The sequence below is a fragment of the Massilia sp. 2TAF26 genome (genome assembly GCF_052115005.1).
GTDB lineage: Bacteria > Pseudomonadota > Gammaproteobacteria > Burkholderiales > Burkholderiaceae_D > Telluria.
The window spans coordinates 293,360-318,793 of record NZ_JBFRFV010000001.1; the positions used below are offsets into that span (position 1 = coordinate 293,360).

Below are 25,434 nucleotides of genomic sequence, written 5' to 3' on the forward strand. Positions count from 1 at the left end.
ATGGCGCATGGTGGAAAAATCCTCCTTTTCACGGCGCAATTCGGATGACGGCGCTGAACGATAGCGGGTCCATCGGGCAACCCGGGATCGAGAGCGAAAGCCTAGTTGAAAGGAGAGATATACATGACTGCCGTTGTCCTGGAATCAGTATTGACCTGCCCCCGGTGTGGCCACGTGCAACCGGAGTCGATGCCGACTAACGCCTGCCAGTTCTTTTACGAATGCAGTCGATGCAAAGTCGTGCTGAGGCCAAAGGCCGGCGACTGCTGTGTGTACTGCTCGTATGGGACGGTCAAGTGTCCACCCGCTCAAGAGAATCGAGGGTGCTGCGCTTGAGAAATCATTGCGTTTCAGAGCGGCCCAGCGAGTTCCAGCGCCGAATGAGCTTCGAAGCCGGGACATAACGATCGGCAAGCGCAATGGCGACCTTTGCCAGGCACAGCACGATAAGTATGCCGATCGTGTCGCCGATAATCATCGCAGTCAGCGCAGTCCAGTCCACGAGGCCGGTAAGAACCCACATGAAGGTGTGGTGAAACACAGGACTCATGAGCCCGCACAGGATGCCGGTAAAAAGCAGCCGATGCGCTGTCAGGCCCTTGAGACGCGGCTCCAGGTCGAACCAATGCTTGACCAGCAAAGCGGCGAGATAAGGTCCCAGTGCGCCCGCTACCGCCCCGCTCCATGCACGAAAATCGCTATCGAACTCGAAATGGAAGAAGTTGAGATAGACGCCCGCCAGCAGCAGGCCTTCGAAGCCGGCAAGCCCAAAGAGCAGGGTTGAAAGCAGGCGGATGCCGGCCGGGATGAACACCCAGTTGATCCCGTTGCTTTGCTGGAGCTGAATGAATACCAGTTCGTTGATCCAGTTGAGACCGAGGAAAGCAAACACGGTGATGCCCACTTCTCCGAGATGCTTTATTGCGGCCGACGTCAATCTGTTCATCTTGCTAAGTGGACTCAGTTATTTTGCATAATGGTAAGGTTATTCTAGCTCGCATTCCGTAACTTGTGGTTGCGCGACAGGCGCTTGCGTGATCTTTCGGCTGGGAATTGGCCCCTCATTGCTCCCGCGGCGCCGTATCCGTCGCTGTCAGCAAAGCCAGCGCAGCCTTCGCGTCGAGTGGGCGCGAAAACAGGAAGCCCTGGTACTCGTCGCAACCGAACTCGCGCAACATGGCAAGCTGGGATGCCGTTTCCACGCCTTCGGCCACGATGCGCATCTGCAGGCCATGACCGAGGCCCACGATCGAACGCACGATTGCCGCGCTGTCGGCATCGCGCCCGAGATCGCGCACGAAGGCACGATCGATCTTCAGGCGTTGCACCGGGAAGCGCTTCAGGTAGGCGAGACTCGAGTATCCGGTGCCGAAATCGTCGATCGAGAGCTCGACGCCGAGCTCGCGGATGCTGGCCAACAGGGGTTCGACCAGGTCGGCGCGGCTCATGGCGATGCTTTCGGTGATTTCCAGTTCGAGCGCATCCGGCGCCAGGCCGGAACTGGCCAGTGCATCGCGAATCGAGCGCAACAGGTCGCGGTGGTAGAACTGGCGCATCGACAGGTTGACGGCGATCCTGGTCCGGATTCCGTGCTCGCGCAGCCAGGTGCTGGCCTGTGTGCATGCGGCGCCCATGACCCAGTCTCCGATCTGCACGATCAATCCCGTCTGTTCGGCGATCGGGATGAAGCGCGCCGGAGAGACGCTGCCGAGTACCGGATTTTCCCAACGCAGCAGGACTTCGAAACCGACAATGCGTCCAGTCTCGATCTCGACCTTCGGCTGGTACATCGCGGTCAATTCTCCGCGCGCCAGTGCATGACGCAACTGCTCTTCGATCGACAAGCGCTCGTTGAGCTGGGTATGGGTGGATGCGGAATGAAAATGCACCGGCTCGCCGCTCTCGCTGCGGGCACGATGTTTGGCGATATCCGCCAAGCGCAACAATTCGTTGACCGAGCTGGCATCCTGCGGGTAGAGCGCGATCCCGACGACCGGCGCCAGATGGAACTCGCGCCCGCCCACCTGCACCGGCTCCGCCAGCAAGTCATACAGCTTGAACGCGGTCGCATCGACTGTCCCTAGTCCCGCCGAGGCCGGCAATACCAGGCCGAACTCATTGGGTTTGACGCGCGACGTACACAGGGTGTGCGGCACCAGGTCTTGCAGGCGCCTGGCGATCTCGCGTACCGCCTCGTCGCCGGCATCATGGCCCAGCAAGTCGGCCACCTCCTGCAGGCGCTCCAGCGCAACCAGCAGCACGGCGACCTGTTCGCCGCGCGCCGACGCAGCCTGGATCGCCTCGGCGAGGACACGCCGCAGCTGGTCATGGTTGGCCAGCCCGGTCAGTGGATCGTGGTCGGACAGATAGGCCAGCCGCAACTCGACCTGCTTGCGTTCCGTGATGTCGGTGAGGCTGTTGACGATCTGCGCCGCATGGCTTTCGCTTTCCAGGCGCGCGGTGAGCTGGATCATGGTACGCGCCTCGCCGGCGCCATCGCGCACTTCGACTTCGAGCGCGTGCACACCGTCCTGCGCGGTCGCCGCGTACATCCGTTCGCGCGAAGCGGCGCTTTCCGGATCGAGCACCGCGGCCTCCTCGGATCCGGCCAGTACCTGCCCGTCGTGGCCGGTAAAGTGCTGGAATGCCTTGTTGGACAAGACGATGCGGCGTTGCGCGTCGACCACCCAGAGCGGCGTGGCGAGGGCGTCGAGAATGGCGGACAGGTAACGGTAGCTGTGCTGCAAGCGGCTTTCGCTGGTCCTCAGGCGCCCGATCAGCGCCGCCTGGCGCGAGGCCTCGCGGCCGATACGCCAGGCTAACAGCAACAGCACTGCCGACAACAAGGTCCAGGCCAGCAGCGCCACCCACAGCCAGCCCATCCAGAGGCTCAGCGTGTCGGCCACGTCACGGCCCGTGATGATCACCAGCGGATAGTCGGCGACCACGCAGTAGCCATACAGGCGGTGCCTGCCGTCGACCGGACTGATCGCCTCGAACGCGCCAACCGGACTGTGTGGCAGCTGGACCTGGAACAGTGGCGTGTTCAGAAAGGATTTGCCAATGGATTTCGGCAACGCAGGGCTACGCACCAGCATCGTGCCGTCGCGCCGCAGCAAGGTGACCGAGCCGCCGGCGCCCAGGTCGGCGGCATCGAAAATGCGTTCAAAATAGGCGGCACCGGTCTCGATACCGATGGCCCCGCCGGCCACGCTCCCGTTCGCGGGAAGGGCGCGCGCCAGCGTGATGATGTCATGCCCCTTGTCCTGGCCGGACTCCACGATGCCGATCTGCGGGCCCTGGTTCGGCGCCATGCGCCGCATCCAGAGTGGCCCCGCCGGGCCGACTGTGGTACTCGCCGCGCGCACCTGGCCGTCCGGCCCCAGCACATACACGCGAGACGGCATGTCATCGCGTATGGCGCCGGCGAGCGTGCCCGCCACGGCGTCATGGCCGTGCAGGACCCGTTCGGCGTCCCGTGCCAGCGTCATGTCCAGCGCCAGGGTCGCATAATGGGTTTGTGCGGCGAAGGCCGATGCCAGGTTGCGTAGATTGGTCTGTTCGCGCTGGATCGTGCTGCGATAGCTGGAGAACAGCAAGCCGGACAGCACGAGCGTCACCGCGACGATCAACACCCCCGCCACCGCTAGCGCGTGCGCGACGCGACGGTTGCGTTCCGACGGTGGTGGGAGCACATTGGACATAGGTTGCCGAAACTTGAAGATCGTAACCCAGTATAACCGTCATCTCGAATTGCACGAATGCACCGGGACGGCGTATCGCACTGCGCGTCCTGTCCCCCAGCGGGTCTTACACCCGAACCAGCAGCTTGCCGAGATTTCGTCCTTCGAACAAGCTGTTGAGCGCCCTCGGCAATTGCTCGAAACCGTCGACAAAGGTCTCCTGCGTGACGATGTCCCCGGCTTTGATCCAGGGCGCGACCACCGCCTGCATTTCGCCCATGCGCGCCGTGAAGTCGCGCGCCAGGATGCCTTGGATGCTCGCGCGCTTGAACAGCATGTGCTGCAGGAAGCGGGGCGCCAGGTCCGGTGCATCGAGCCCACCGTCGTACTGAGCAATTGCTCCGCAAATGATAATGCGGGCCCGTAGCTTGATCAGCGGAATCACGGCGTCAGTGACCATCCCGCCCACATTGTCGAAATAGATGTCGACCCCGCCGGTGGCGGCGTCGATGGCCGCGCGCAGGCCATCGAGGGTCGGATAAGCACGGTAGTCGACGGCGGCATCCAGTCCCAAGGTGTCGGTGAGGAAGGCACATTTCGAGGCCCCGCCCGCGATACCGACGACGCGACACCCGGCACGCTTGCCGAACTGTGCGACGAGGGACCCCACCGCGCCGGCGGCGCCGGACACCACCAGCGTGTCTCCAGGGCGCGGCCTGCCCGCCTCCATCAGGCCAAACCAGGCCGTGCGCCCAGGCATCCCGAGCGCACCCAGCGCCGCCGTCACCGGCGCAGCCTCCGGATCGAGCCTGGTCAGCTCGTTCTGGTGGCATTTGTCGTAAAGCTGCCAGCCGCTGTAGCTCAACACCCAGTCGCCGGCGGCGAAACCGGCGCTCTTCGAAGCGACGACCTGCCCGACCGTACCGGCGCGCTGTACGATGCCCAGCGGGTGCGGCAGATCGTAGGTATTGCGTTCCGCTTGCTGAATGCGCATGTAGGGATCGACGCTGACATAGCGGACACGGACCAGGACTTCATTGGTCGACAGCACGTCATCGATCTCGTGTTCACGCAATTCATAGTGTTCGTCGCCGACCCGTCCCTCCGGTCGCTTGACGTAAATCCACTGGCGGTTTTGATAGTTCATGGGCAGATGGGGGATGAAAGCCGCACATTCTAGCATTGCGTGGCGGGCCGCTTGAATCGCCATTATTCAGCCGGCAAGGAACTTACGAAAGAATGTTGACAGCGCGTGCGGCCACCAGGCCAACAGTCAACAATGACGCGGTCGATTCCACCATGAAGAGCAGTTTGGCGCGTACGCTGAGCGGTAGCGTATCCGTTGGTGAGAACGCCGTTGCGTTGGTGAACGACACGAAAACGTAGTCGAAGAAACCTGGCGTCCACCGCTCGTGCCCTGGGCATTCCGCATTCATCTGCGGGAACATGAAGTCTGCAACAGGCTGCCTGCTCAAGCCGCGCGCTGCGGGGCCGCCACGGTCGATGTTCCAGAACCAGAGTGCAAACACGACGATATTCGTCAGCCAGATGTTCAGCGCATCGATCAGGAGGCTTTGTCCTGTCGTTCCTTTTGCGCCGTATAGAAGCGCTCTCATCACGCCGAACAGCGCTTGGAAATTGATGAGCGTGATGATCAAGGTGAGTACGATTGCGGCACGGCGGATTTTTCGTCGCCGATGATGAATCAAGGTCCAATGATGCTCACTGGTCGCGCGACGCATTTCGCTGTGGTTCCATGCAGTGGCAACCGATAGCGGAATGAGCAGCGCCAGTTCGACGACGGAAGCCAGCCACCCGGGGAATATGGTCAAATCATTGATGAGAAAAGCATTGAGCGCCGCCGTGACCACGATGGCAGCGCGCGCGATCCAGATCTCGCGCATATGCTTTTCCAGAACCTGTCCGACGTCTTGCATAACAAGGCTGAAGCTGGATGGCCGGGCGGCGAATGTCTTCGGTCACCCGGCCAATATGGAGGTAGTTTACTTGGACGTTCCAGCCGCGCCGTTTGCCGGCGCCGGCGCCGGCGTGTTCGAGGCGGCGCTGGCAGCGGCCTGCTTCTTCTTCGCGGAATGGTGACCGATCGCGCAGCCGGCGGCGGCGCCGGCTGCGCCATGTTTGCCGGCCATATGACCAACGACGGCGCCGGCGACGGCACCTTTACCGCAACCGGCATGGGCAGAAGCAGCAACGAACGCAAAGACGACAGGGGCCAAGGCAAGTTTCAGGCTGGTTTTCATGGTGATTTCTCCGTGTGTTAATCCCAGTGACACAAGCTAGGCTTCTCCCTTCGCCTGGACTGTGCGCTCATTCACACATTACCATTTTGTAATCAAGACAGTTGCCTGGACATATCGGGGCGCCGGCTCACCGATACCCGATCGCCGCGACATGCATCGGGCTATCCAGCAGCGCGGCGGTTTCCGCATCCGGCTCGCCGTCGATCTTCGACGGCCGATAACGGGTCTGGAAGGCAATCAGGACATTGCGCGTTTCCCGGCTCGCCAGCCCATCCTGCGGCACGACGTAGCCGATTGCCGCCAGCCTGCGCTGGAACCACGCCATATCGGGCAAGGCCGATTCGTACTCGACGCGCTTGAGCGCGACCACGGCCGGGTCCGGCCACGGCACGATGCCCGCCGCGGCCAGGCGCCGCCACGGGAACAGGGCACCGGGATCCTGCTTGCGCTGGGGAGCGACGTCGGCGTGGCCCAGCACGTTTTCCGGCGCGATGTGGTGGCGCGCCATGATGTCCTTGACCAGCGGGATCAGTGTCTCGATCTGCTGTTGCGGATAGGGTGCCCAGGTGCGTCCTTGCGGTCCGTCGACCCAGCCGGCATTCACGATCTCGATGCCGATCGAGATATTGTTCAGGTTACGGTCCTGCTTCCAGCTCGAATCCGATCCCGCCTGGTAGGCGGCCCGGCTTTCATCCACGATGCCGTAAATGACCGGCTCCGGATCGTTACTGAGCAGGTAATGGATGCTGGCTTCGACCCCGGCCTGGTGGGTAAATATACGGATCGATTGCGGGGTGTCGGTAACCGTGTAATGCAGGACCAGGTACTTCACGCGGCTGCGCTGGTCGGGCGTGGACAGCGATCGGTCGATACGCGGGCCGCTGGCGCAAGCGGCAAGCAGGACGCCGGCAATCAGGCCCGTGAGGAGTCGCGATACAAAAGTTTTCATGATGTCTTTTCAAGGCTGATGCTGCCGTCGCGCAGGGTCCCGCGCTCTCCGATGCGCCACGAAAGATTGCGTTCGCCATGGCCGACGCCCAGTCCCGCAATGATCGGAACGCCCAGGGGCTTGAGCAGATCCGTCAACACTTCCTGGACGGTGAAATCGCTGCCCGGCGGTACCGGACACCTGACGAATTCCCCGAACGCGATCGCCTTGACGCCGTCAAAGAATCCGCTGGCGAGCAGCTGGCAAACCGACCTGTCCATTCGGAAGGCGAGTTCGGTGACGTCTTCCAGCACCACGATCGCGCCTTTGGCATTCATGGCCGATGCGGTCCCGGCGATACTGGCGAACACCGTCAAATTGCCGCCGATGACAGGCGCGCTGATCTCGTGCGCAGGCCCCCAGATGTGCGTACCGATAAGCGGCACCCTGGGTTCCCCGGTCAGCAATGCCCGCAGGCTTTGCCGGCTGAGATCGTCGATCGCGGTGGCGAGGTTTTCCAGGGTCGGGCCGTGAACCAGCCTGACGTGGCCCTTGCGATGCAAGGCGCCGAACAGGGAGGTCGCATCGGAAAAGCCGATCACCATCCTGTCCTTCGGAAGCGTATCGGGTAGCCACGCAAGGCAGTGGATGCAACCGAAGCCGCCGCGGGCCAGCCATACTGCGTCGATCTCCGGGTCGGACAGCGCCCACAGCAAATCCTCGGTCCTTTGTGCGGCAGTGCCGGCGTTATAGCGGAAGCGCTCGCGCAGATGCCTGCCCTCGCGGACCTGGTAACCCCAGTCGCGCAGCAGGGCCATCCCCATTTGAACCTGTTCCATGTCCGGAATGCCGGCCGGGGCAATCACTGCGATGGTGGAATTCTTTTTCAGCATGTCGATCATTCTTTCACTGGCTTTGCGATGCAAGTTCGCGCAGGAAGTCGCGGCGCAGGTAATCCGGTACTTTTTCGAATTCGGCGAGCACCCGCGCACGGAAGTCCGCATGCGTGTGCCAGTGCGTCTTGTCGACTCCGAAAAAATTGACGGGTGCGGCGGACAGCACGAGACCGGGCCAATGGCGTTCCAGGGTCATCAGGTAACGCCGTAGAGAACAGATCTTGCCGATCACGAGAACGCTTTTGATGTCGTCCAGCGCCATGGTCTCGGCGAGCTTATTGCGCGAGAAAATGACGTTCTCGCCCGTATTCGTCGCCGACTTCTCCAGGATCATCACGTCCCGGGGGACGCCCATCCGAAGCAGGCTTTCGGCGATCACGTCGGCCTCGGTTTCAGCTTGCCCACGCGTCGCACCTCCGGAAATCAGGAGCCTGTCGAACATCTTGCGCTGCCAGAGCGAATGCGCCGTCAGACAGAATTCCTCGACGCCCTGCCGCGTCCCGAACACGAAGCCGAGATCCGCTCTTTGCTCGGGAATGTCCGGCATGATGTAGTCCGCTATCGCCGACAGATCCGGGCCTGGCGCTTCGCCGTGCATGCCTGTCACCTTGCCGCCTTGCCGGCTTCCGCCGCAGCGGCATCATCGGCCAGCGTTTGTGCAAGCCGGGCCCGGGACCTGGCGGCATAGCCGCGGCAGGCGTCCTTATCGATAAAGGCGGCGTTCCCGAGCGCAGGCTGTTTTGCCTTTCGCTCCCATAAACCGCCCAGTTCCGGGTGGGCGGACACGAGTACGTCACAGTCGAGGGACTCGACGGCGGCAATGGATCCTTCGACGTCCGCTTTCGCATTCGGGTAGCCAGGGTTGGCGCTGAAGGGAATGCCGTCGCCGGAGAACGCGTACAGGCTGTCCGCATACACCATATTGGCGACCCGTCCATTTTCCCTGGATTGCCAGGTCCAGCTGGTGCCGCCCCTGGTATGCCCGGGTGTGAAGTGTGCGGTGACGGCGATCGGGCCGAGCCGGACCACCTCGCCGTCATGGAGGACGCGTATGTTGGCGACAGGCGCCAACGGAACCAGATTTGCGATCTGCGGGTCGGTCTTGTCCGGCCGGCCGCTCGACAGCACATTCAACGACGCCGGGCTCGCCAATACCGTGGCGCCGCTCAGTGTCTGCAGCCTGGCAATGCCGCCCGCGTGGTCGGTGTGGGCGTGCGAATTCAGGATGTAGCGGATGTCCGCGACCTTGAATCCCAGTTTCCGGATGTGTTTTACGACCTGGTCGGGCGCCAGCGGACCGCCGACATCGATAAGGACATGACCGGCCGGAGACGTAATCAGAACCGCACTGATGCCGCCGGTGCCGACGTAATAGGTATTGCCGTAAACCGCAAATGGTTCCTGGGGGGCGTACCAGTCCGCGGCGCGGGCCGGCGCGCCAGCGAAAAGGGCCGTACCGAGAATGGTAAGAGCGATGCCGATTGTTTTCATCATGCTTCGTGAAATGATTGAGCGTTGAAGTCTACCCTTCCTTTGCGATGGTCAGAAACGACAAACTCTGGTCAAATTGCGCCATGTCGCCGGGGAAATCAAATCAAACCATGCAGTCGCCCAGAACCATCGCCCTCCTGGTCTTCGAGGGTGCCCAGATTCTCAACATCACCGGTTCCGCGGCGGTGTTTGCCGCTGCCAATAACGTCGCAGGGCATCCGGTCTACGGCATCCATATCCTTTCACCGACGGGTGGGCCGATTGAAAGTATGTCGGCGATTACCATTTCGACCGATTCGATTTCCACCCTCGCCCCGGACAGCGTCGACACGGTCATATTTACCGGCAGCGGAGACCATGCCGCGGCGGACGCCTTCGAACAACCGGCCATGCGCGAGTGGGCGCTGCGCGCGATATCCGCCTGCCGGCGTTTCGGCTCGAGCAGCGCGCCGGCAACCGAGGCCTTGGGCCGGCTCGGCGTGCTTGACGGGGCACGTGTCACGGCCCATTGGTCGGCATGCGCCAGCCTGGCCCGCGAAATACCCGGCATCAGCGTCGTCGCCGATGCGATCTATATCGAACACGGGCGGCTGTGGACGTCCGCCGGCGTCAGCACCGGCATCGACATGACCCTGCAGATGGTCGCCCGCGACCTGGGCGAGAGCGTCGCCAACGAAATCGCGCGGCGTCTGGTGCTGGAGACGCGGCGGCCCGGCTATCAGCCCCAGGTCAGCGGCGTGGTTGCCGCGCTCAAGAAGGCGGACAACGACTTTTCCGAGTTGATCGGCTGGATCAAGGCCCACCTGTCGCAGCCAATGAGCGTCGAATCCCTGGCGGCGCGGGCGATGATGTCCCCGCGGAATTTCCAACGGAAGTTCAATGCCTGCCTCGGCCAGCCTCCGGCGCGCTTCGTCGAGAGCTTGCGCCTGCAACACGCGCATGGGCTGTTGTCGTCGGGACTGTCCGCAAAGATCATCGCCAACACCTGCGGCTATCCGAATCCCCAGCAATTGGCAAAGGCCTTCCAGCGCCGCTACGGAAGCACGCCCGCCAGATTCCTGCGCGACCGGCAGGTCCAGGGCTGACGACAAGCCCGGCGGCGCTGGTCCCCGCCAGGTAGATCTCCCCGCTCAGTGCGCGAGCGAAGCAAGCAGGTCGCGCGTGACCTGCGTGTGCGCGGGCAGCGTCCGGTGCGACTGCAGCTTGCCGAGGACGTATTTGCGGATGCGTTCGGACTGGCTGAGCGACTGCTCAAGGCTGGCCTGGCGCAACTGTCCATCCTTGTACGCCAGCCGCAGCGCGCTGCTCGCGGCATCGTCGATCTCGTGGTAGTCGTAGTTCTGCGCCGGCAGCCTGGCGCCGGGCTTCGCCTGCCCCTCGCCCTCGAGACCGACGTGGAACTGGGCCCGCAGATGCGACTTCTGCACCTGCTCCAGCGAGCGCTCGGCGCGCGACCTGCCGCCGGTGCGCGACGCCTGCGAAACCTCGTACTGGAAGCCGTCGGCTTCGTCGCGCCGCGCGGGATTGCTCCACCCCGGGGCCTGGGTCACGTTGGCGCTGAAGTCGGCCAGGCCGGTCAGCAGCGCGCGGTCTTGCGCCGACCAGGCCCGGGGCCTGCCCAGCGTGATCCCGGTCTCGTCCAGTTCGTCGCTGGCCGAGGTGGCGCTCATGCTCGCGAAGGCATCCTTGAACATGCCGATCAGCCTGGAGTCCGCATGGCCGCGGGCGGCTGCCTCGTCGAACTGCTTCAGGTAGCTGTCGATCGCCCTGGCCTGCTGCTTGCGGGTGCCGAGGGTCTCCAGCTTGCTCATGTCGACCGCGACGTCGATCTTGCCGGCCGGGCCGTCGATGGCGACCTTGCGCTGGCCGGCGTCGAGATGGAGGTCGAGCTTCTGCGTCTCCGCGGCGGGTCCCGGCGGCGTCAGCTCGGCATGCAGGTCGACCGAGCGCAGGAAGCGGCTGTCGAACTGCGCCAGTCCGTCGAGACGGATCTGCGGATGGTCGCGGTCCATGCCGCCGATGACATCCTGGAAGCCCTGCGCCAGCCCGGCCAGCGCTTCGCGTTCGTCGATGCTCAGGCCTTCGTCCGCATCGACGCGGACGCTCAGCCGGTCGCCGCGGCTGGCCAGGCCCAGCTCCACGCGTTTGCCGCTGTCCGTCACGATACTCAGGGTGAAGCGATTGTCGGCCTGGCCGGGAAGCTGTCCGCTGGCCACAGGTAGCACCGCGCCGGTCCTGAAGCCCGACAGCCGGGCCGCACCAATATCCGCGAGGCGGGCCGCGGGCGTGGCGGCGCCTGCCTGCGCCCTGGCGGCGGCCAGGCCTTCCGGGCTCAGTTGCACGATGCTCGAGGGTCCCGGCCTGGCGGCCGAGGCGGGGGCGCCGGAGGCAGGCGGGACGGCCGCATAGGCGGCGGCAGGCTGTTGCCTGGCGATGGACGAGAGGGCAGAAATCGAGGTCATGCCGGTGTTAACGGCAGACTTATCGAAGAATCAAGGGTAGACCCGGTTGACCGGCGTCAGGCGGCGCTGGCTGCCTTGGTGGCGGCCGCGATGCCGGCGGGCCCGACGGGTACGCGCAGTGTCCAGGTGGTCCCCTGGCCTTGGTTCGACACCAGCTCGCGCCGGCCATACGCCAGCGTCACCGTCACTTTGTGCGGCCGGGCGTGCACGAAGGCGTTCCAAATGGCTTCGCGCGCAATCGCGAACACCGCATCGCATACGGCGCCGTCGAGGGTGGATGGCTTGCCGCGCGCGCACGTCGAAGCCGCCTGCATCACGCTTTCGCCGCGCAGTCCGGCAACCCGGTCCCGCCCTTCCGCCAGCACCTGGCCGGCGCTGTCCAGGGCTTCGTCGATCGGCTTGCGATCGTCCTCGCCCAGGCGCCGCGCGGCGGCCCGCATCTTCCAGAGCAGACCCTGGATGGACTGCAACAACCCGCCAATCTCACTTCAAACCGGCTTCGGCGTCAGGCGCTTCACCCACATGGCGTTCGATGCGGCGGTCCGGGATGAACCAGATCAGGGCGACGATCACGTAGACGGCCAGCCCCATCCAGGCCTGCACGCAGCCGAAGCCGATCCCGCAGGCATACAGCAGCAACGAGATCCAGCCCTTGCGGTCGGCGCCGATCGCCAGCGCCAGCCTGCGGTTGCCGCCGCGCCGGCTGGCCAGGCGATGCACCAGCAGCACATACGCCACCGCGCACATGAACAGCACCACGCCGTAGACGGATACGGGGGCGGTCGCGAAGCCGCTCGCGCCCATCCAGTGCGTAACGAAGGGCAGCAGCGACAGCCAGAACAGGAAGTGCAGGTTCAGCCACAGCACCGTGCCGTCGATGTCGCGCACCGCCTGGAACAGGTGGTGATGGTTGTTCCAGTAGATGCCGACGTGGACGAAGCTCAGCACATAGCCCAGCAGCACCGGCGCCATGTGCTCGAAGGCGGCCAGCGTGCCCTCGTGCGGCACTTCCAGCCCGAGCACCATGATCGTGATGATGATGGCGATGACGCCATCGCTGAAGGCTTCCAGCCTGCCCTTGCCCATCGAAGTTGTCCCCTGCCCGCGCTCAGCGCTGCTGGTAGCCGCCGTGGACGGCGACCGGACTCCAGGCCGGCGAGACCGCCGGCAGCTGCGGCGCCAGCGGCGCGTAGGCCCCTGCGCCGTAGACCACCTTGCCGTTCACGACCGTCAGCACGCTCTCCAGCCGCTTGATCTTCTCGGCGTCGATGGTGAAGTAATCCTCGGGCAGGACCACGAAGTCGGCGTACTGGCCGCGCTTGATGCTGCCCTTGATCTTTTCTTCGCCGCTCATCCAGGCCGAGCCGGTCGTCATCAGTTTCAAGGCCTGGTAGCGGCTCAGGCGGTCTTCAATCTTCCAGATCTGCAGGCCGCCGGCGGTCTTGCCGGTCACGGCCCAGTACAGCGAGGGCCAGGGGTTGTAGCTGGACACGCGCGTGCCGTCGGTGCCGAGGCCGACCGGCACCCCGAGTTCGAGCATCCTGCGGATCGGCGGCATCTGGCGCGCCTGTTCGCCGTAACGCTTCCAGTAGGTCTCGCCCTGGAAGTGCATGCGGTCCTGCACCGCCACGCCGCCGCCCAGCTTCTTGATGCGGGCCAGCTGGCTGTCGCTGATGGTCTCGCCATGGTCGACGATGAAGCGCAGGCCGTTCAGCGGCGTCCGGGCATTCACCTTTTCGATGACGGCCAGGTCGCGGTCGATGCTTTCGCCGTAAGTCGCATGCAGTCGGAAGGGCCAGCGGTTCTTCACCAGCAGGCTCACCACCGGTTCCAGTTCGCTCTCCATCGCCTGCGGAAGTTCGGGACGCGGCTCGAGGAAGTTCTCGAAGTCGGCGGCGCTCGCCACCAGGTTCTCGCCGCCGCCCTCGGCCGAGAAGCCGTTCGGGTAGAACATGTGGTCGTTCTGCTTCGGATGGGTCATCGTCAGCCAGCGCTGGAAGTCTTCCAGCTCCTTGCCGGCGCGCTGGGCGAACAGGTAATACGAGGTACGCACCGTCAGCTTGCCGGCGCGTGCAAGTTCCAGCGTCACACCGTAGTCATCGGGATAATTCTGGAAGCCGCCGCCGGCATCGATGGCGCTGGTCAGGCCCAGGCGATTCAGTTCGCGGTAATACTGCAAGGTCGAGTTGAGCTGGTCGTCCCGGCTCAGCTTATTGGTTTTCGCCAGGGTCGAGTACAGGATCAGGGCATTCGGCTTGGCGATCAGCCTGCCGGTCGGCTTGCCGTCGACGCCCAGTTCGACCTCGCCGTCCTTGTACTTCGTGTTCCTGTCGTAGCCGAGGGTGTCGATGCCCTTCTTGTTGAGGAAGCCCAGGCCGTAGAGGTAGAGGATGAAGACCGGCTTGTCCGGCACCGCGGCATTGATTTCCTCCAGCGTCGGCAGGCGCTTTTCCTCGAACTGGTATTCGTTCCAGCCGCCGACCACCTTCACCCATTCGCCGTCCGGGGTGCGCGCGGCCTGCTCCTTCAGCATCTCGAGGGCGCGCTTGAGCGAGGTGACGCCGTCCCAGCGCAGCTCCATATTGTAGTTGAGACCCTCGCGGATCACGTGCAAGTGGGAGTCGTTCAGGCCCGGGATCACCGTGCGGCCGCCGGCGTCGATCAGCCGGGTGTTGGCGCCCTTCAGTTTCAGCACCGCGGCGTTGCTGCCGGTCGCCAGTACCTTGCCGTCCTTGACGGCGACGGCCTGCACGAACTCGCCCTCGCGGGCCATGGTCGCGACCTTGCCGTTGGTGAGAATGAGGTCGGCCTGCTCGCGGGCTTGCGCCGGCATGGCGGCGAAGATGCCGGCGGCAAGCGCGGCGGCGAGGACAGTGCGGCGATTCAGGGGCGTTGGATTCGTCATGACTCGGTTCTTTCGTGGGTTCGTGGCGGCGCTTGTGCGCGCAGGCCTTTTTACGATAACAGTCGGGGGCGGCACCGTCCCCTGCCTTATTGCCGGGACGGGGACGGTGCGGCGGTTCAGGCGGTGCGCCCCTGCGGCAGCGGCGTGTTCGCCTGCGCCGCCGCACGGCGCCGCTTCTCGGCGCCGATCACGATCAGCATGCCGCCCAGGATCGCCAGGTTTTTCAGGAAGTGGTTCAGCTGGTTCTGGAACTCCGTGGCATCGGCATGCCGGAAGCCGTGGAAGACCAGCGTGACCGGCACCAGGAACAGCGCCAGCGCGATCGCCGCCAGCCGCGCATGGACGCCGGTCACCAGGGCCAGTCCGCCGCCCACTTCGAGCAGGATGGTCAGCACCAGCAGCAGGCCGGCCGCCGGGATCCCGGCGCCATTCATCCACGCCGCCACGCCAACGAAACCCAGCACCTTGCCGATGCCGGACACCAGGAAGAGGATGCCGGCGAGTGCGCGTCCGGCCGGATAGAGTTTGGTCGTTTCCATGATCTTTCCTTTCGATGAGTGGGGAATGGAAGGCATTATGGAGAGCGCCGGGGAGGAAGAAAAACGAGTTATTTGCGGGTCTTGCATCGATTTTTTCGATCGGCGTCGATGGCGGGCCCGCCTTGCCAAAGGATGGGGTTCAGCGCCCATCCCCGCCGCTAAGATCGGCCTTTCTGCGATCAACCAGCGAACAAGATGAAACAAACGATATTCCGCGGCGCCGTCCTCGGCCTGCTGGCAGCGCCCGCCTGTGCCCATGCCGAAGCGGTCCAGCCCTACGGCCGCCTGAACCTCGCGATGGAGGACCTGCGCACCAGCGGCGGCGCGTCCACCAGCCGGCTGTCGAATTACCGCTCGGTGCTCGGCGTGCGCGGCGGCGAGGACCTGGGGGACGGCCTGCGCCTGGTGTTCCAGGTCGAAGGCACGCTCTCGCCCGATACCGGCGCCGGCGCCATCGCCGCGCGCGACACCCGCGTCGGCCTGGCGGGCAACTGGGGCATGCTGTTCGGCGGTAACTGGACCACGCCCTACAATTCCGCGACGTCGGGCCTGGATCCCTTCTATCCGACCACGGCCGGCTACATGAGCATCATGGGCAACGGCTCGGCCGCCACCGCAAACAACGCCAGCGATACCAGCTCCTTCGACCGCCGCCAGCAGAACAGCGTGCATTACTGGAGCCCGGCCTGGCATGGGCTGAGCTTGCGTCTTGCGCACGGCCTGAACGAGGAAAGACCGGCCAGCGGCGCGAAGCCATCACTGAGCTCGGGCGCGCTGATCTACGAAAGCGGCGGGCTGGTTGCCGCGCTGGCGCACGAACGCCACCATGCCTACCGCGGTCCCGGACTCGAGGACCGCGCCAGCAAACTGGCCGCCGCCTACCGCCTCGGCACGCTGCGCCTGGCGGGCGCCGTCGAATGGCTGCGCTACGAGACCGCCGGCGGCACGCTCGAACGCGTGTCGGGCTTCCTGTCGCTGACGAAGCAGTTCGGCCCGCACGGACTGCAGCTGGCGATCGCGAAAGCCGGCGACGGCAAGGGCGGCACAACGGAAAAGGTGGGGTTCATCCGCGCCGGCAGCGCGACCGGCGCCGTGCATGCGACCCTGGGCTACGACCTGGCGCTGTCGAAGCGCACCAGCCTGTTCGTCTTCCACACCCGGCTGCGCAACGACGCGCACGGCGTCTACGACTTCGCGATCAATGGGCTCGATGGCGGCGCCGGAGCCACCGCGTCGGGGACGGCGCTGGGGATGCGCCACGCATTCTGAGACGGGAAACGGGAGAGGCTAGCGGCTGCGGGTCTTGACGATCTGCAGCCGTTCCGCCTGGCGCACGAGGTCGGGCAACGAGCGCGCCGCCATCTTTTCCATGACCTTGCGCCTGTGGGTCTTGGCCATGATCTCGCTGACGCCCAGCTCGCCGGCGATCTGCTTGTTCAGCAGTCCGCCGATCACCAGCTGCATGGTCTGGCGTTCGCGCGGGGTCAGGCTGGCGTGGCGCCGGCGCAGGCCGGCCAGCTCGCGGCGCTCGTCCAGCCGGCGGGCATCCGCGGCCAGGGCGTCGCGCACCGCCTGCAACAGTTCGTCGGGCACCACCGGCTTGGTGAGGAATTCGACGGCGCCCGCCTTCATGGCGCGCACCGACATCGGAATCGTACCGAAGCCGGTCATGAAGATCACGGGAATGTCGGCGCCCAGGCGCGCCAGCTCGGCCGCCACTTCCAGGCCGTCCAGTTCGGGCATGTGCATGTCGCAGACCAGGCAGGACGGCGCCTCGGCCCGGACCTCGCCCACGAAGTCCGGCCCCGAAGCAAAGCCGCGCGCCTCGAAGCCTTCGGCGCGCAGCAGGTTCAGGACCGAGTCGCGGACGGTGTCGTCGTCGTCGACCACGTAGACCATCGGCGCCGGCTCGTCGCCGGCGGCGCCGATGGTTGCGGGGGTTTCAGGAGACACGCTCATCCGCGGCCTGTGCCTTGGCCGCGACGGCTGGAACCCCGGTGATGCGGGCCACGCATTCGGTCCGCAGCCAGGCCGCGGTGACCGGCTCGCCGGCCACCATGCGCTTGATGACGGGGCCGGCCTGCTCGCCGATCAGCATGCCCAGCAGGCCGACCAGGGCGATGGCGGGCGGCGCCGGCGAGCGTACCTGCAGCAGGGCGTAGATCAGGCCGACGAGGATGCCGGCCGCCAGCGAGACGACATAGATCTTCATGGTTTCTCCGGTTGAGCGGCAGGCATGCGCTGGTCAGCGCGCGGGCACGGGCGCCAGCACCTCATGGCTGCCGGCGGTGCGTTGCGGCGCCTTGTGCACCATGGTGTAGGCATAGTCGACGCCCATGCCGTAGGCGCCCGAGTGCTCGCGCACGATGGCCATCACTTCATTATACGTATCGCGATGGGCCCAGTCACGCTGCCACTCCAGCAGCACCTGCTGCCAGGTGACCGGGACCACGCCGGCCTGGATCATGCGCTGCATCGCGAAGTCGTGGGCATCCTTCGAGGTACCGCCGGAAGCGTCGGCCACCATATAGATCTCATAGTCGCCTTCCAGCATGGCGCACAGGGCGAAAGTGGTGTTGCAGACTTCGGTCCACAGGCCGGAGACGATCACCTTCCTGCGGCCGTTGGCGGCCAGCGCGTCGCGCACTTTCTGGTCGTCCCAGGAGTTCATCGAGCTGCGCTCCAGGATTTCCTTGCCCGGGAAAACGTCCAGCAGTTCCGGGTAGGTCGGGCCGGAAAACGCCTGGGTCTCGACCGTGGTGATGGTGGTCGGGATGTTGAAGGCCTTGGCGGCCTTGGCCAGGCCGACCGTGTTGTTCTTCAGGGCCTGGCGGTCGATCGACTGCACGCCGAAGGCCATCTGCGGCTGCTGGTCGATGAAGATCAGCTGGCAGTTATCGGGGGTCAGTACTTCGAGTTTTGGATTGCGCATGTCGTGCTTTCAGGTTGAGATTATGCGGCGGGTTGCCGCAGGGAGGCTCCCACTTGCGACGGCTTTTCGGCCGCCAGCAGGGCGAGCAGGATCAGGACGGGCAGCGCCAGCGCGGCGAAGCCGAACCAGTGGAATCCGAATGCCGCGGCGACGCAGCCGATGGCGAAGGCGGCCAGCGGCCACACGAATTTCACCAGCCGCTCCTTGACGCCGGGGTCGTCGGCGCCGCGCAACAGGTCGACCAGGTCGATCACGACCTGGGTCACGTTCCCGGTCATCATCGAGGTGGGCGCCAGGTGGCCCAGCAGCAGCCGGCTGGTGGCGCTGTGCGCGCCCATTGCGGCGGCGCCCAGCAGGCCGGCGGCCATCGCCAGCGGACCGACTTCGCCGCCGACCGGCGACGCCGCCAGGCCGCAGCCCATGAAGCCGAGCAGGAACAGCAGCTCCATCGCCAGCGCCGGCCGCAATGCCGCGACGCCACGCCGTTCGGCCGCCACCACCAGCAGGCGCGCCAGCGCCACCCCGGCGATGAAGGCCGGGAAGGCCAGGAACTTGAGGAGGACGGAACTGCGCGAGGGATCCGCCAGCGCGGCGCCGATCAGGATGAAGTTGCCGGTCACGTGGGCGGTGAACAGGCCGAACAGCGCCAGAAAGCCGAGGGTATCGACATACCCTGCAAAGAATCCCAGTGCCATACCCTGGCACTGGCTGCGGCTTCGATCGTTCATGCATGTCTCCCATCGGGCGCGGTGCTGGGACGGACGCGTCCCAGGCCACCGCGAGTCCATGCATCCTAGGGCCGCCGCGTCCGCCCTGCCCCTCCCATTCGGCCAGTTCGGCCCGCACCCGATCTTTCAGCCGGGGCCGGCGGGGCTTGCGGTCCCTAGACTGGTCATCCTTACCATGACAAACCGAAAGCACGACCATGAACGACAAACCTTCCCTGGCACGCCGCTCGCTGCTGGCCGGCGCCGCCACCGCCGCTGCGGCCGGCGCCGCGCTCTCCACCTCCGCCGCAGCCGCCGCGGCCACGGGCAAGCCGGCCGCCGCGCCGGCCGGCGCCGGTGCCGGCCACTTCCTGACCGTCGCCGACGGCAGCGTGATCCACTACAAGGACTGGGGCAGCGGCCAGCCGGTCGTGTTCAGCCACGGCTGGCCGCTGCAGGGCGACGCCTGGGAAGACCAGATGTTCTTCCTCGCCTCCCACGGCTACCGCGTGATCGCCCACGACCGCCGCGGCCACGGCCTGTCCAGCCAGCCCTGGGGCGGCAACGACATGGACCACTATGCGGACGACCTGGCGGCCCTGCTGAACCACCTCGACCTGAAGAACGCGGTGCTGGTCGGCCACTCGACCGGCGGCGGCGAAGTGACCCGCTACCTTGCCCGCCACGGCAGCAAGCGCGTGGCGAAGGCGGTGCTGGTCGGCGCGGTGCCGCCGCAGATGGTGAAGTCCGCCACCAACCCGAACGGCCTGCCGATGGAAGTATTCGACGGCATCCGCAAGTCGGTGGTGGACGACCGCGCGCAGTTCTTCATGGACCTGACCCTGCCCTTCTACGGCTACAACCGTCCGGGCGCCAAGGTCTCGCAGGGCGTGCGCGACACCTTCCGGGCCCAGGGCATGCAGTGCGGCCTGAAGAATGCCTACGACTGCATCAAGCAGTTCTCGGAGACCGACTTCAGCGCCGACCTGAGGAAGATCGACGTGCCGACCCTGATCGTGCACGGCGACGACGACCAGATCGTGCCGATCGACGCCTCGGCGCGCGCGGCGGCGAAGCTGGTGAAGCGGTCGACCCTGCTGGTCTACGAAGGTGCGCCGCACGGCCTGCCGACCACCCACAAGCATCGCCTCAACGCCGACCTGCTCGCCTTCATCAAGGCCTGACCTATCCTTTGGTATAGCTGGACCGCAGGCCGTCCGCGCCCGAGAATGGGGCGGCCTGCGCCAGCGCGCAGGCACCCGCCTGCCACAGCCGGAGCACCCACATGGACAACTCAACGATCTCCCTGGTCATCGCGGATGACCACCCGCTCATCCTCGCCGGTATCGCCACCCTGATCGAGGCCGAACCGGAACTGGTCCTGCTCGGCCAGGCCGCCGACGCCGACGGCGCTGTCGAGCAGTACGAGCGCCTGCGGCCCGACGTGCTGCTGGTCGACCTCAACATGCCGGGCGGCGGCCTGGAGGCGATCGCACGGGTACGTGCCCGCCATCCGGACGCGAAGATCGTGATCCTCACCACCTACGAAGGCGACGAGGACGTGCACCGCGGCCTGGCCGCCGGCGCTTCCGGCTACCTGCTGAAGCAGTCGGGTTTCGAGGAGATCGTCGACTGCGTGCGCCACGTGCTCAGGCAGGGCCGCTACCTGCCGCCGCGCCTGGCCGAAAAGCTGGCCGCGCGCATCCATACCAGCCCGCTGTCGCGGCGCGAACTCGACATCCTGGCCCACCTCAGCGCCGGCAAGAGCAACAAGCTGATCGCCCGCGATGCCGGCATCGGCGTCGGCACCGTGAAGTACCACATCAACAACATCCTGACCAAGCTGAACGTCACCTCGCGCACCGAGGCGGCCAGCGTCGCCCAGCGGCGCGGCCTGCTGCATCCCTTTTAAACACGGAGCATTCATGCAATCAAGCGCCCCCCTCATCCTCTTCAACGGCTGCTTCCACACCGTCGACCGCCAGAATCCCCAGGCCAGCGCGGTCGCGATCCGGGACGGCAAATTCCTCGCCGTCGGCGATACCGACGAAGTGATGCGCCACCGCGCGCCGGACAGCCAGGTGATCGACCTGAACGGCCGCACCGTCATTCCGGGGCTGAACGACTCCCACCTGCACCTGATCCGCGGTGGCCTGAACTACAACCTCGAACTGCGCTGGGAAGGCGTGCCCTCCCTGGCCGACGCCCTGCGCATGCTGAAGGAGCAGGCCGACCGCACCCCGAATCCGCAGTGGGTGCGCGTGGTGGGCGGCTGGAACGAATTCCAGTTCGCCGAAAAGCGCATGCCGACCATCGAGGAGATCAATGCCGCGGCGCCGGACACGCCGGTGTTCGTGCTGCACCTGTACGACCGCGCACTCCTGAACCGCGCGGCCCTGCGCGCGGTCGGCTACGACCGCAACACGCCGAATCCGCCGGGCGGCGAGATCGTGCGAGACGCCCAGGGCAATCCGACCGGCATGCTGATCGCCCGCCCCAACGCCATGATCCTGTACGCGACCCTGGCCAAGGGCCCGGCCCTGCCGCACGACCTGCAGGTGAACTCGACCCGCCAGTTCATGCGCGAACTGAACCGCCTGGGCGTGACCAGCGCCATCGATGCCGGCGGCGGCTTCCAGAACTACCCGGAAGACTATGCCGTCATCGACGAGCTGGCGAAGGAGAACCAGCTGACCATCCGCATCGCCTACAACCTGTTCACCCAGAACAAGGGCAAGGAGCTGCAGGATTTCGAACAATGGACCGGCATGGTCAAGCCGGGCGACGGCAGCGACTTCTACCGCCACAACGGCGCCGGCGAGATGCTGGTGTTTTCGGCGGCCGACTTCGAGGACTTCCTGCAGCCGCGTCCGGACCTGCCGCCGGGCATGGAGGACGAGCTGGAAAAGGTCGTGCGCCACCTGGTGGCCAGCCGCTGGCCCTTCCGCCTGCACGCGACCTACGACGAGTCGATCTCGCGCATGCTGGACGTGTTCGAGAAGGTCGACCGCGAGATCCCCTTCGACGGCCTGTCCTGGTTCTTCGACCATGCCGAGACCATCAGCCCGCGCAACATCGAACGCGTGAAGGCCCTCGGCGGCGGCATCGCGATCCAGCACCGCATGGCTTTCCAGGGCGAGTTCTTCGTCGAACGCTATGGCGCGGAAGCCGCCAAGGCCACGCCGCCGGTGGCGCGCATGCTGGAGATGGGCGTGCCGGTCGGCGCCGGCACCGACGCCACCCGCGTGGCCAGCTACAACCCCTGGACCGCGCTGTACTGGCTGGTGTCCGGCCGCACCGTCGGCGGACTGCGCCTGTACGACGCCGGCCAGCGCCTGCCGCGCGAGACCGCCCTCGAACTCTGGACCAATGGCAGCGCCTGGTTCTCCAGCGAACAGGGCAAGAAGGGCCGCATCCGCGAGGGCATGCTGGCCGACCTGGCGGTGCTGTCCCGCGACTTCTTCCGCGTGCCGGAAGACGAGATCAAGGGCCTGGAATCGGTGCTGACCATCGTCGGCGGCAAGGTCGTGTTCGGCCAGGCCGAGTTCACGCCGCTGGCGCCGCCGCCAATCCCGGTGCTGCCGGAGTGGTCGCCGGTGAACAAGGTGGCCGGCCACTGGCGCCGCGCGGTGCCCCAGCCGGCGGCCGCGCTGGCCCACCAGTGCCAGGGTCCATGCGGCGTGCACGGCCACGGTCACGACCGGGCGCGCCGCTCGAACGTGCCGGTGTCGGACTTCCAGGGCTTCTGGGGCGCCTTCGGCTGCAGCTGCTTCGCGTTCTGACTACGACTATCGTATGAAGGACTAAGGGCCGACTGGCCGGATAATGGGGCGAACCGCAACAAGGAAAGCTCCCATGAACCTGGCCCAGAAAACCGCCCCGTTCCCTCTATCGTTCGCCGGCCTGTCCCGGCTACGGATGCCGGTCCTGGCGCTGCCGGACAGCGGCACCTCCGGCATCCCCGTTGCGGTGCCGGAACGCAGGCCGCGCGGGGGCAATGTTGGCGAGATCGCCTGCTCCCAGGCCTGGGAGCGGATCCGCCGGCTCACGCCGGCACGCTGGCTCGATCTGCCGGCGGCGCAGCAGCAAGGCGCCCAGGATCCCGCCTTCCTGCTGCAGGCGCTGACGGCGGCCGGCGCGCCCCATCCCGCGATCGCTTCCGAAGTCGAGCATGCGCTGCTGCGCGGCGCCGGCAGCGCCACCGCCTTGGCCCTGGTGACGCTCGGCGCCCTCGCCCATGCCCGTTACGGCGGCGGCGAGGCGGCGCTGGAACTGGCCCGCGCAGGCCTCCAGTGCGCTGCACGCAGGGACGACGGCCACGCCGGCCTGGCGCATGCGGTGCATGCGGCGCTGCTGACGCCGGCGAACGAGGGCTTGGCACGCGCCGCCGCCGTGCTCGCCGGCCTTTGCCATGGCCAGTCCCTGGCCGCGGCCGCCGGCAGCTATCTGTACGGCGCCGGGCTCGTTTCCGGCATGCCGGTGCCCGCGCTGGCCCACCACCTCGACATGGCCTGCCGCCAGGCGCTGGCCGGCCAGGCCGCCGATGCCGCGGTCCAGGAACTCGAATCCCGCGCCAGCCTGCTGCGCGGCCTCCTGTCGCACCAGGGCGGCGCCATCCTCGAGCGCCTCTGCACGCTGCGCGCACCAAGCCAGGAAAGCCGCTTCGGCCACTGGCTGACCCGGCTCCAGGCGGCGTGGTATGCGGGCGAGCATGCGCTGGCGCTGCGCGCAGTGGAAGAAGCCGGAGCCCTGAGCGGTCCCTTGAGCGCGCCCGGCGACCTGCTGGTCTACCACGTGTTCGCCGTCCTCGCCCTGTCCCGCTGCGGCGACCCGTTCACGCTCGACGCGCTGCGCCGCCACAGCGATGCGCTGACGGCGCTCGACACGCGCTGCCGGGCCAGCCATGGTGCGATGGCGGCACTGGCGGATGCCGCCATCGAGCGCCGCCGCGGCCAGCCGCTCGGCGCGCTACGGGGCTTCGAACGGGCCGCGGCACTCGCCACCGGCGCGAAACTGCACTGGCTCGCCGTCCTCGCCAGCGAGCAGGCCGCTGGACTGGCCGAGGACTGCGGCCTGGACTCGGCCGCCCACCAGTATCGCCAGCAGACGCTGCTGGCCTGCCGGCGCTGGGGCGCGCTCGGGCATCTCGAAGCCTTGCGGGCGAAGTGGAACGAAGCCGCGCAGGAAACGGACGGCGGCTGCGATCTGGGCCAGTCGGTCGCGCATGAACTCAACCAGCCGCTGGCGGCCGTCGCCCTGCACGCGGCGGCCGCCGCCAAATGGCTGCGCCGCGCCCAGCCGGACGTCGAGCGGGCCCTCGATTCCCTGGCCCTGATCGGCGCCGCCGGCCGGCAGGCCGGGAATATCGTGCGCGGCCTGCAGCGCCTGGCGGCCGGCATGGACATGGAAACCGACAGCGTGGTGCTCGACCGCGCCGTGCGCGAAACGGCGCAGTTGCTGCGCCGGCTGCTGCGCAAGCACGGCATCGAGCTCGATCTCGTGCTCGGCCTGGGCGAACGCAGCATCGAGGCCAACCGCGTCCAGCTGCAGCAGGTGCTCACCAACCTGGTCGTCAACGCCGCCGAGGCCCACGCCGCCGCGGGGCTGGATGGAGCGCGCCGCATCCGCATCGAGACCGTCGCCCGCGGCGGCCATGCGGTCGAACTGGCGGTGAGCGACAACGGTCCGGGCATCGCCCCCGCCCACCGCGAGCGCCTGTTCACCAGCATGTTCAGCACCAAGCGCGGCAGCAGCGGCAACGGCATGGGCCTGTCGATCAGCCTGTCGATCGCGCGCGCCCACGGCGGCCATATCTGGTACGATCCCTGCGCGCCACGGGGCGCCTGCTTCCGCCTGCGGCTTCCGGTGTAATATCCGAAGGCTATGCACACTCCAGTTACAACACCGATCCGCGTGATGGTGGCCGACGACCACCCGATGATGCGCGAGGGGATCGCCGCCGCCCTGCTGGCCGAGGGCGACATCGAGATCGTCAGCACCGCCGCCAACGGCGCCGAGGCGATCGCCGACTTTGCCCGCCACCGTCCCGACGTCTCCCTGGTCGACCTGCAGATGCCGGTAAAGGACGGGCTCGAAGCCATCATCGGCATCCGCGCCCTGCATCCGGACGCGCGCATCGTCGTGCTGACCACCTTTAGCGGCGACGCGCGCGTGGTGGCGGCGCTGAAGGCCGGCGCCGCCGCCTACCTGCTGAAGGACGCACCCGGCACCGCCCTGGCCCAGGCGGTCCGCAACGTCTACAAGGGCGCCAGCGTGATCGCCCCGCTGGCCCAGCGCGACGTCGACAGCCACCATCGGGCCGACGCGCTGTCGCCGCGCGAGCTCGACGTGCTGCGCCTGGCCGCCGACGGCAACACCAACCGCGTGATCGGAGAAGCGCTCGGCATCAGCGAACCGACGGTGAAGACCCACATGAGCACCATCCTGGTCAAGCTGGGCGCCAGCGACCGCACCCACGCGGTCACGCTCGCCCTCAAGCGCGGCTACATCAGCCTGTGAGAGCGGGCCAAGGAGCGCCGGTGTATCCCTTCGTATAGCTAGGCCGGCGTGGGCGCGCCATCCACAATACAGGAGGGCCGCACAGCAGCGGCATCATCCATCTCCTGAAAG

General features: G+C 66.4%; 26 protein-coding genes. 8 read left to right on the forward strand and 18 right to left on the reverse strand.

The window, feature by feature from the left end; all coding sequences use genetic code 11:
• Positions 1–123 precede the first annotated feature (123 nt).
• Entirely contained in the window at positions 124–336 is a 213-nt protein-coding gene (locus tag AB4Z32_RS01375; protein ID WP_441933630.1) for a GDCCVxC domain-containing (seleno)protein, read from the forward strand.
• Between the two features lie 4 nt (positions 337–340).
• Here the strand turns inward: AB4Z32_RS01375 and AB4Z32_RS01380 are convergent, their stop codons facing one another.
• From AB4Z32_RS01380 to bla, 9 genes are all read right to left on the reverse strand, one after another.
• On the reverse strand, positions 341–946 hold the full coding sequence (locus AB4Z32_RS01380; RefSeq protein WP_441933632.1) for a hypothetical protein: 606 nt from the start codon (positions 944–946) through the stop codon (positions 341–343).
• Between the two features lie 115 nt (positions 947–1,061).
• Positions 1,062–3,704 carry a bifunctional diguanylate cyclase/phosphodiesterase gene (locus tag AB4Z32_RS01385; protein WP_441933634.1) on the reverse strand — a complete coding sequence of 881 codons (2,643 nt, stop codon included), beginning with the start codon at positions 3,702–3,704 and terminating at the stop codon, positions 1,062–1,064.
• A gap of 106 nt (positions 3,705–3,810) precedes the next feature.
• Positions 3,811–4,830, reverse strand: a complete 1,020-nt coding sequence (locus AB4Z32_RS01390; protein WP_441933636.1) for an NADP-dependent oxidoreductase — start codon at positions 4,828–4,830, stop codon at positions 3,811–3,813.
• 82 nt (positions 4,831–4,912) lie between these two features.
• Positions 4,913–5,587 (reverse strand): hypothetical protein, encoded by a 675-nt coding sequence (locus AB4Z32_RS01395; protein ID WP_441933638.1) that lies wholly within the window; start codon positions 5,585–5,587, stop codon positions 4,913–4,915.
• Between the two features lie 99 nt (positions 5,588–5,686).
• The gene (locus AB4Z32_RS01400; protein WP_441933640.1) at positions 5,687–5,944 is read right to left on the reverse strand and encodes a hypothetical protein; all 258 of its coding nucleotides are present in this window, start codon (positions 5,942–5,944) and stop codon (positions 5,687–5,689) included.
• Positions 5,945–6,071: 127 nt separating this feature from the next.
• The gene (locus AB4Z32_RS01405) at positions 6,072–6,893 is read right to left on the reverse strand and encodes an N-acetylmuramoyl-L-alanine amidase (RefSeq protein ID WP_441933641.1); all 822 of its coding nucleotides are present in this window, start codon (positions 6,891–6,893) and stop codon (positions 6,072–6,074) included.
• Positions 6,890–7,774 (reverse strand): S66 peptidase family protein, encoded by an 885-nt coding sequence (locus AB4Z32_RS01410; RefSeq protein ID WP_441933643.1) that lies wholly within the window; start codon positions 7,772–7,774, stop codon positions 6,890–6,892. Before AB4Z32_RS01410 ends, AB4Z32_RS01405 begins: the two co-directional genes overlap by 4 nt.
• Positions 7,775–7,778: 4 nt before the next feature.
• The gene (locus tag AB4Z32_RS01415) at positions 7,779–8,366 is read right to left on the reverse strand and encodes a YdcF family protein (protein ID WP_441933644.1); all 588 of its coding nucleotides are present in this window, start codon (positions 8,364–8,366) and stop codon (positions 7,779–7,781) included.
• 5 nt (positions 8,367–8,371) lie between these two features.
• The gene (gene bla / locus AB4Z32_RS01420; protein ID WP_441933646.1) at positions 8,372–9,262 is read right to left on the reverse strand and encodes a subclass B3 metallo-beta-lactamase; all 891 of its coding nucleotides are present in this window, start codon (positions 9,260–9,262) and stop codon (positions 8,372–8,374) included.
• Positions 9,263–9,276: 14 nt separating this feature from the next.
• Here bla and AB4Z32_RS01425 point away from each other — a divergent pair, with 14 nt between their 5' ends.
• Positions 9,277–10,344 (forward strand): GlxA family transcriptional regulator, encoded by a 1,068-nt coding sequence (locus AB4Z32_RS01425; protein WP_441933648.1) that lies wholly within the window; start codon positions 9,277–9,279, stop codon positions 10,342–10,344.
• Between the two features lie 45 nt (positions 10,345–10,389).
• Here the strand turns inward: AB4Z32_RS01425 and AB4Z32_RS01430 are convergent, their stop codons facing one another.
• The 5 genes from AB4Z32_RS01430 to AB4Z32_RS01450 all read right to left on the reverse strand — a co-directional run bounded on the left by AB4Z32_RS01430 (position 10,390) and on the right by AB4Z32_RS01450 (position 15,165).
• Positions 10,390–11,721 carry a hypothetical protein gene (locus AB4Z32_RS01430; protein WP_441933650.1) on the reverse strand — a complete coding sequence of 444 codons (1,332 nt, stop codon included), beginning with the start codon at positions 11,719–11,721 and terminating at the stop codon, positions 10,390–10,392.
• A gap of 56 nt (positions 11,722–11,777) precedes the next feature.
• Complete coding sequence (locus AB4Z32_RS01435) at positions 11,778–12,191, reverse strand: hypothetical protein (RefSeq protein WP_441933652.1); 414 nt, start codon at positions 12,189–12,191, stop codon at positions 11,778–11,780.
• Between the two features lie 13 nt (positions 12,192–12,204).
• Positions 12,205–12,807 (reverse strand): TMEM175 family protein, encoded by a 603-nt coding sequence (locus tag AB4Z32_RS01440; protein ID WP_441933654.1) that lies wholly within the window; start codon positions 12,805–12,807, stop codon positions 12,205–12,207.
• A 22-nt stretch (positions 12,808–12,829) separates the two neighbouring features.
• Positions 12,830–14,626, reverse strand: coding sequence for an amidohydrolase (locus AB4Z32_RS01445; protein WP_441933655.1), 1,797 nt, complete (start codon positions 14,624–14,626; stop codon positions 12,830–12,832).
• A 116-nt stretch (positions 14,627–14,742) separates the two neighbouring features.
• Entirely contained in the window at positions 14,743–15,165 is a 423-nt protein-coding gene (locus tag AB4Z32_RS01450; protein WP_441933657.1) for a DoxX family protein, read from the reverse strand.
• Positions 15,166–15,360: 195 nt separating this feature from the next.
• Between AB4Z32_RS01450 and AB4Z32_RS01455 the strand changes: the two genes are divergently transcribed.
• The gene (locus AB4Z32_RS01455; protein ID WP_441933659.1) at positions 15,361–16,434 is read left to right on the forward strand and encodes a porin; all 1,074 of its coding nucleotides are present in this window, start codon (positions 15,361–15,363) and stop codon (positions 16,432–16,434) included.
• Between the two features lie 18 nt (positions 16,435–16,452).
• On the opposite strand, the gene AB4Z32_RS01460 is transcribed toward AB4Z32_RS01455, so the two are convergent.
• Genes AB4Z32_RS01460 through AB4Z32_RS01475 form a run of 4 tightly spaced genes read right to left on the reverse strand, consistent with a single transcriptional unit; the run spans position 16,453 to position 18,825 of the window.
• The gene (locus tag AB4Z32_RS01460) at positions 16,453–17,118 is read right to left on the reverse strand and encodes a response regulator transcription factor (RefSeq protein WP_441933661.1); all 666 of its coding nucleotides are present in this window, start codon (positions 17,116–17,118) and stop codon (positions 16,453–16,455) included.
• Positions 17,108–17,377, reverse strand: coding sequence for a XapX domain-containing protein (locus AB4Z32_RS01465; protein ID WP_441933663.1), 270 nt, complete (start codon positions 17,375–17,377; stop codon positions 17,108–17,110). Before AB4Z32_RS01465 ends, AB4Z32_RS01460 begins: the two co-directional genes overlap by 11 nt.
• Positions 17,378–17,410: 33 nt before the next feature.
• Positions 17,411–18,097, reverse strand: coding sequence for a hydrolase (locus AB4Z32_RS01470; protein WP_441933664.1), 687 nt, complete (start codon positions 18,095–18,097; stop codon positions 17,411–17,413).
• Between the two features lie 20 nt (positions 18,098–18,117).
• The gene (locus tag AB4Z32_RS01475) at positions 18,118–18,825 is read right to left on the reverse strand and encodes a YoaK family protein (RefSeq protein ID WP_441933666.1); all 708 of its coding nucleotides are present in this window, start codon (positions 18,823–18,825) and stop codon (positions 18,118–18,120) included.
• Positions 18,826–19,022: 197 nt separating this feature from the next.
• Between AB4Z32_RS01475 and AB4Z32_RS01480 the strand changes: the two genes are divergently transcribed.
• The 5 genes from AB4Z32_RS01480 to AB4Z32_RS01500 all read left to right on the forward strand — a co-directional run bounded on the left by AB4Z32_RS01480 (position 19,023) and on the right by AB4Z32_RS01500 (position 25,323).
• Positions 19,023–19,988: an alpha/beta fold hydrolase gene (locus AB4Z32_RS01480; protein WP_441933668.1), complete on the forward strand. Its 966-nt coding sequence runs from the start codon at positions 19,023–19,025 to the stop codon at positions 19,986–19,988.
• A gap of 101 nt (positions 19,989–20,089) precedes the next feature.
• Positions 20,090–20,716: a response regulator gene (locus AB4Z32_RS01485; RefSeq protein WP_441933670.1), complete on the forward strand. Its 627-nt coding sequence runs from the start codon at positions 20,090–20,092 to the stop codon at positions 20,714–20,716.
• 13 nt (positions 20,717–20,729) lie between these two features.
• Positions 20,730–22,586 (forward strand): amidohydrolase, encoded by a 1,857-nt coding sequence (locus AB4Z32_RS01490; protein ID WP_441933672.1) that lies wholly within the window; start codon positions 20,730–20,732, stop codon positions 22,584–22,586.
• A gap of 73 nt (positions 22,587–22,659) precedes the next feature.
• Positions 22,660–24,675 carry an ATP-binding protein gene (locus tag AB4Z32_RS01495; protein ID WP_441933674.1) on the forward strand — a complete coding sequence of 672 codons (2,016 nt, stop codon included), beginning with the start codon at positions 22,660–22,662 and terminating at the stop codon, positions 24,673–24,675.
• Between the two features lie 12 nt (positions 24,676–24,687).
• The gene (locus AB4Z32_RS01500) at positions 24,688–25,323 is read left to right on the forward strand and encodes a response regulator transcription factor (protein WP_441933676.1); all 636 of its coding nucleotides are present in this window, start codon (positions 24,688–24,690) and stop codon (positions 25,321–25,323) included.
• The last annotated feature ends 111 nt before the right edge of the window (positions 25,324–25,434 follow it).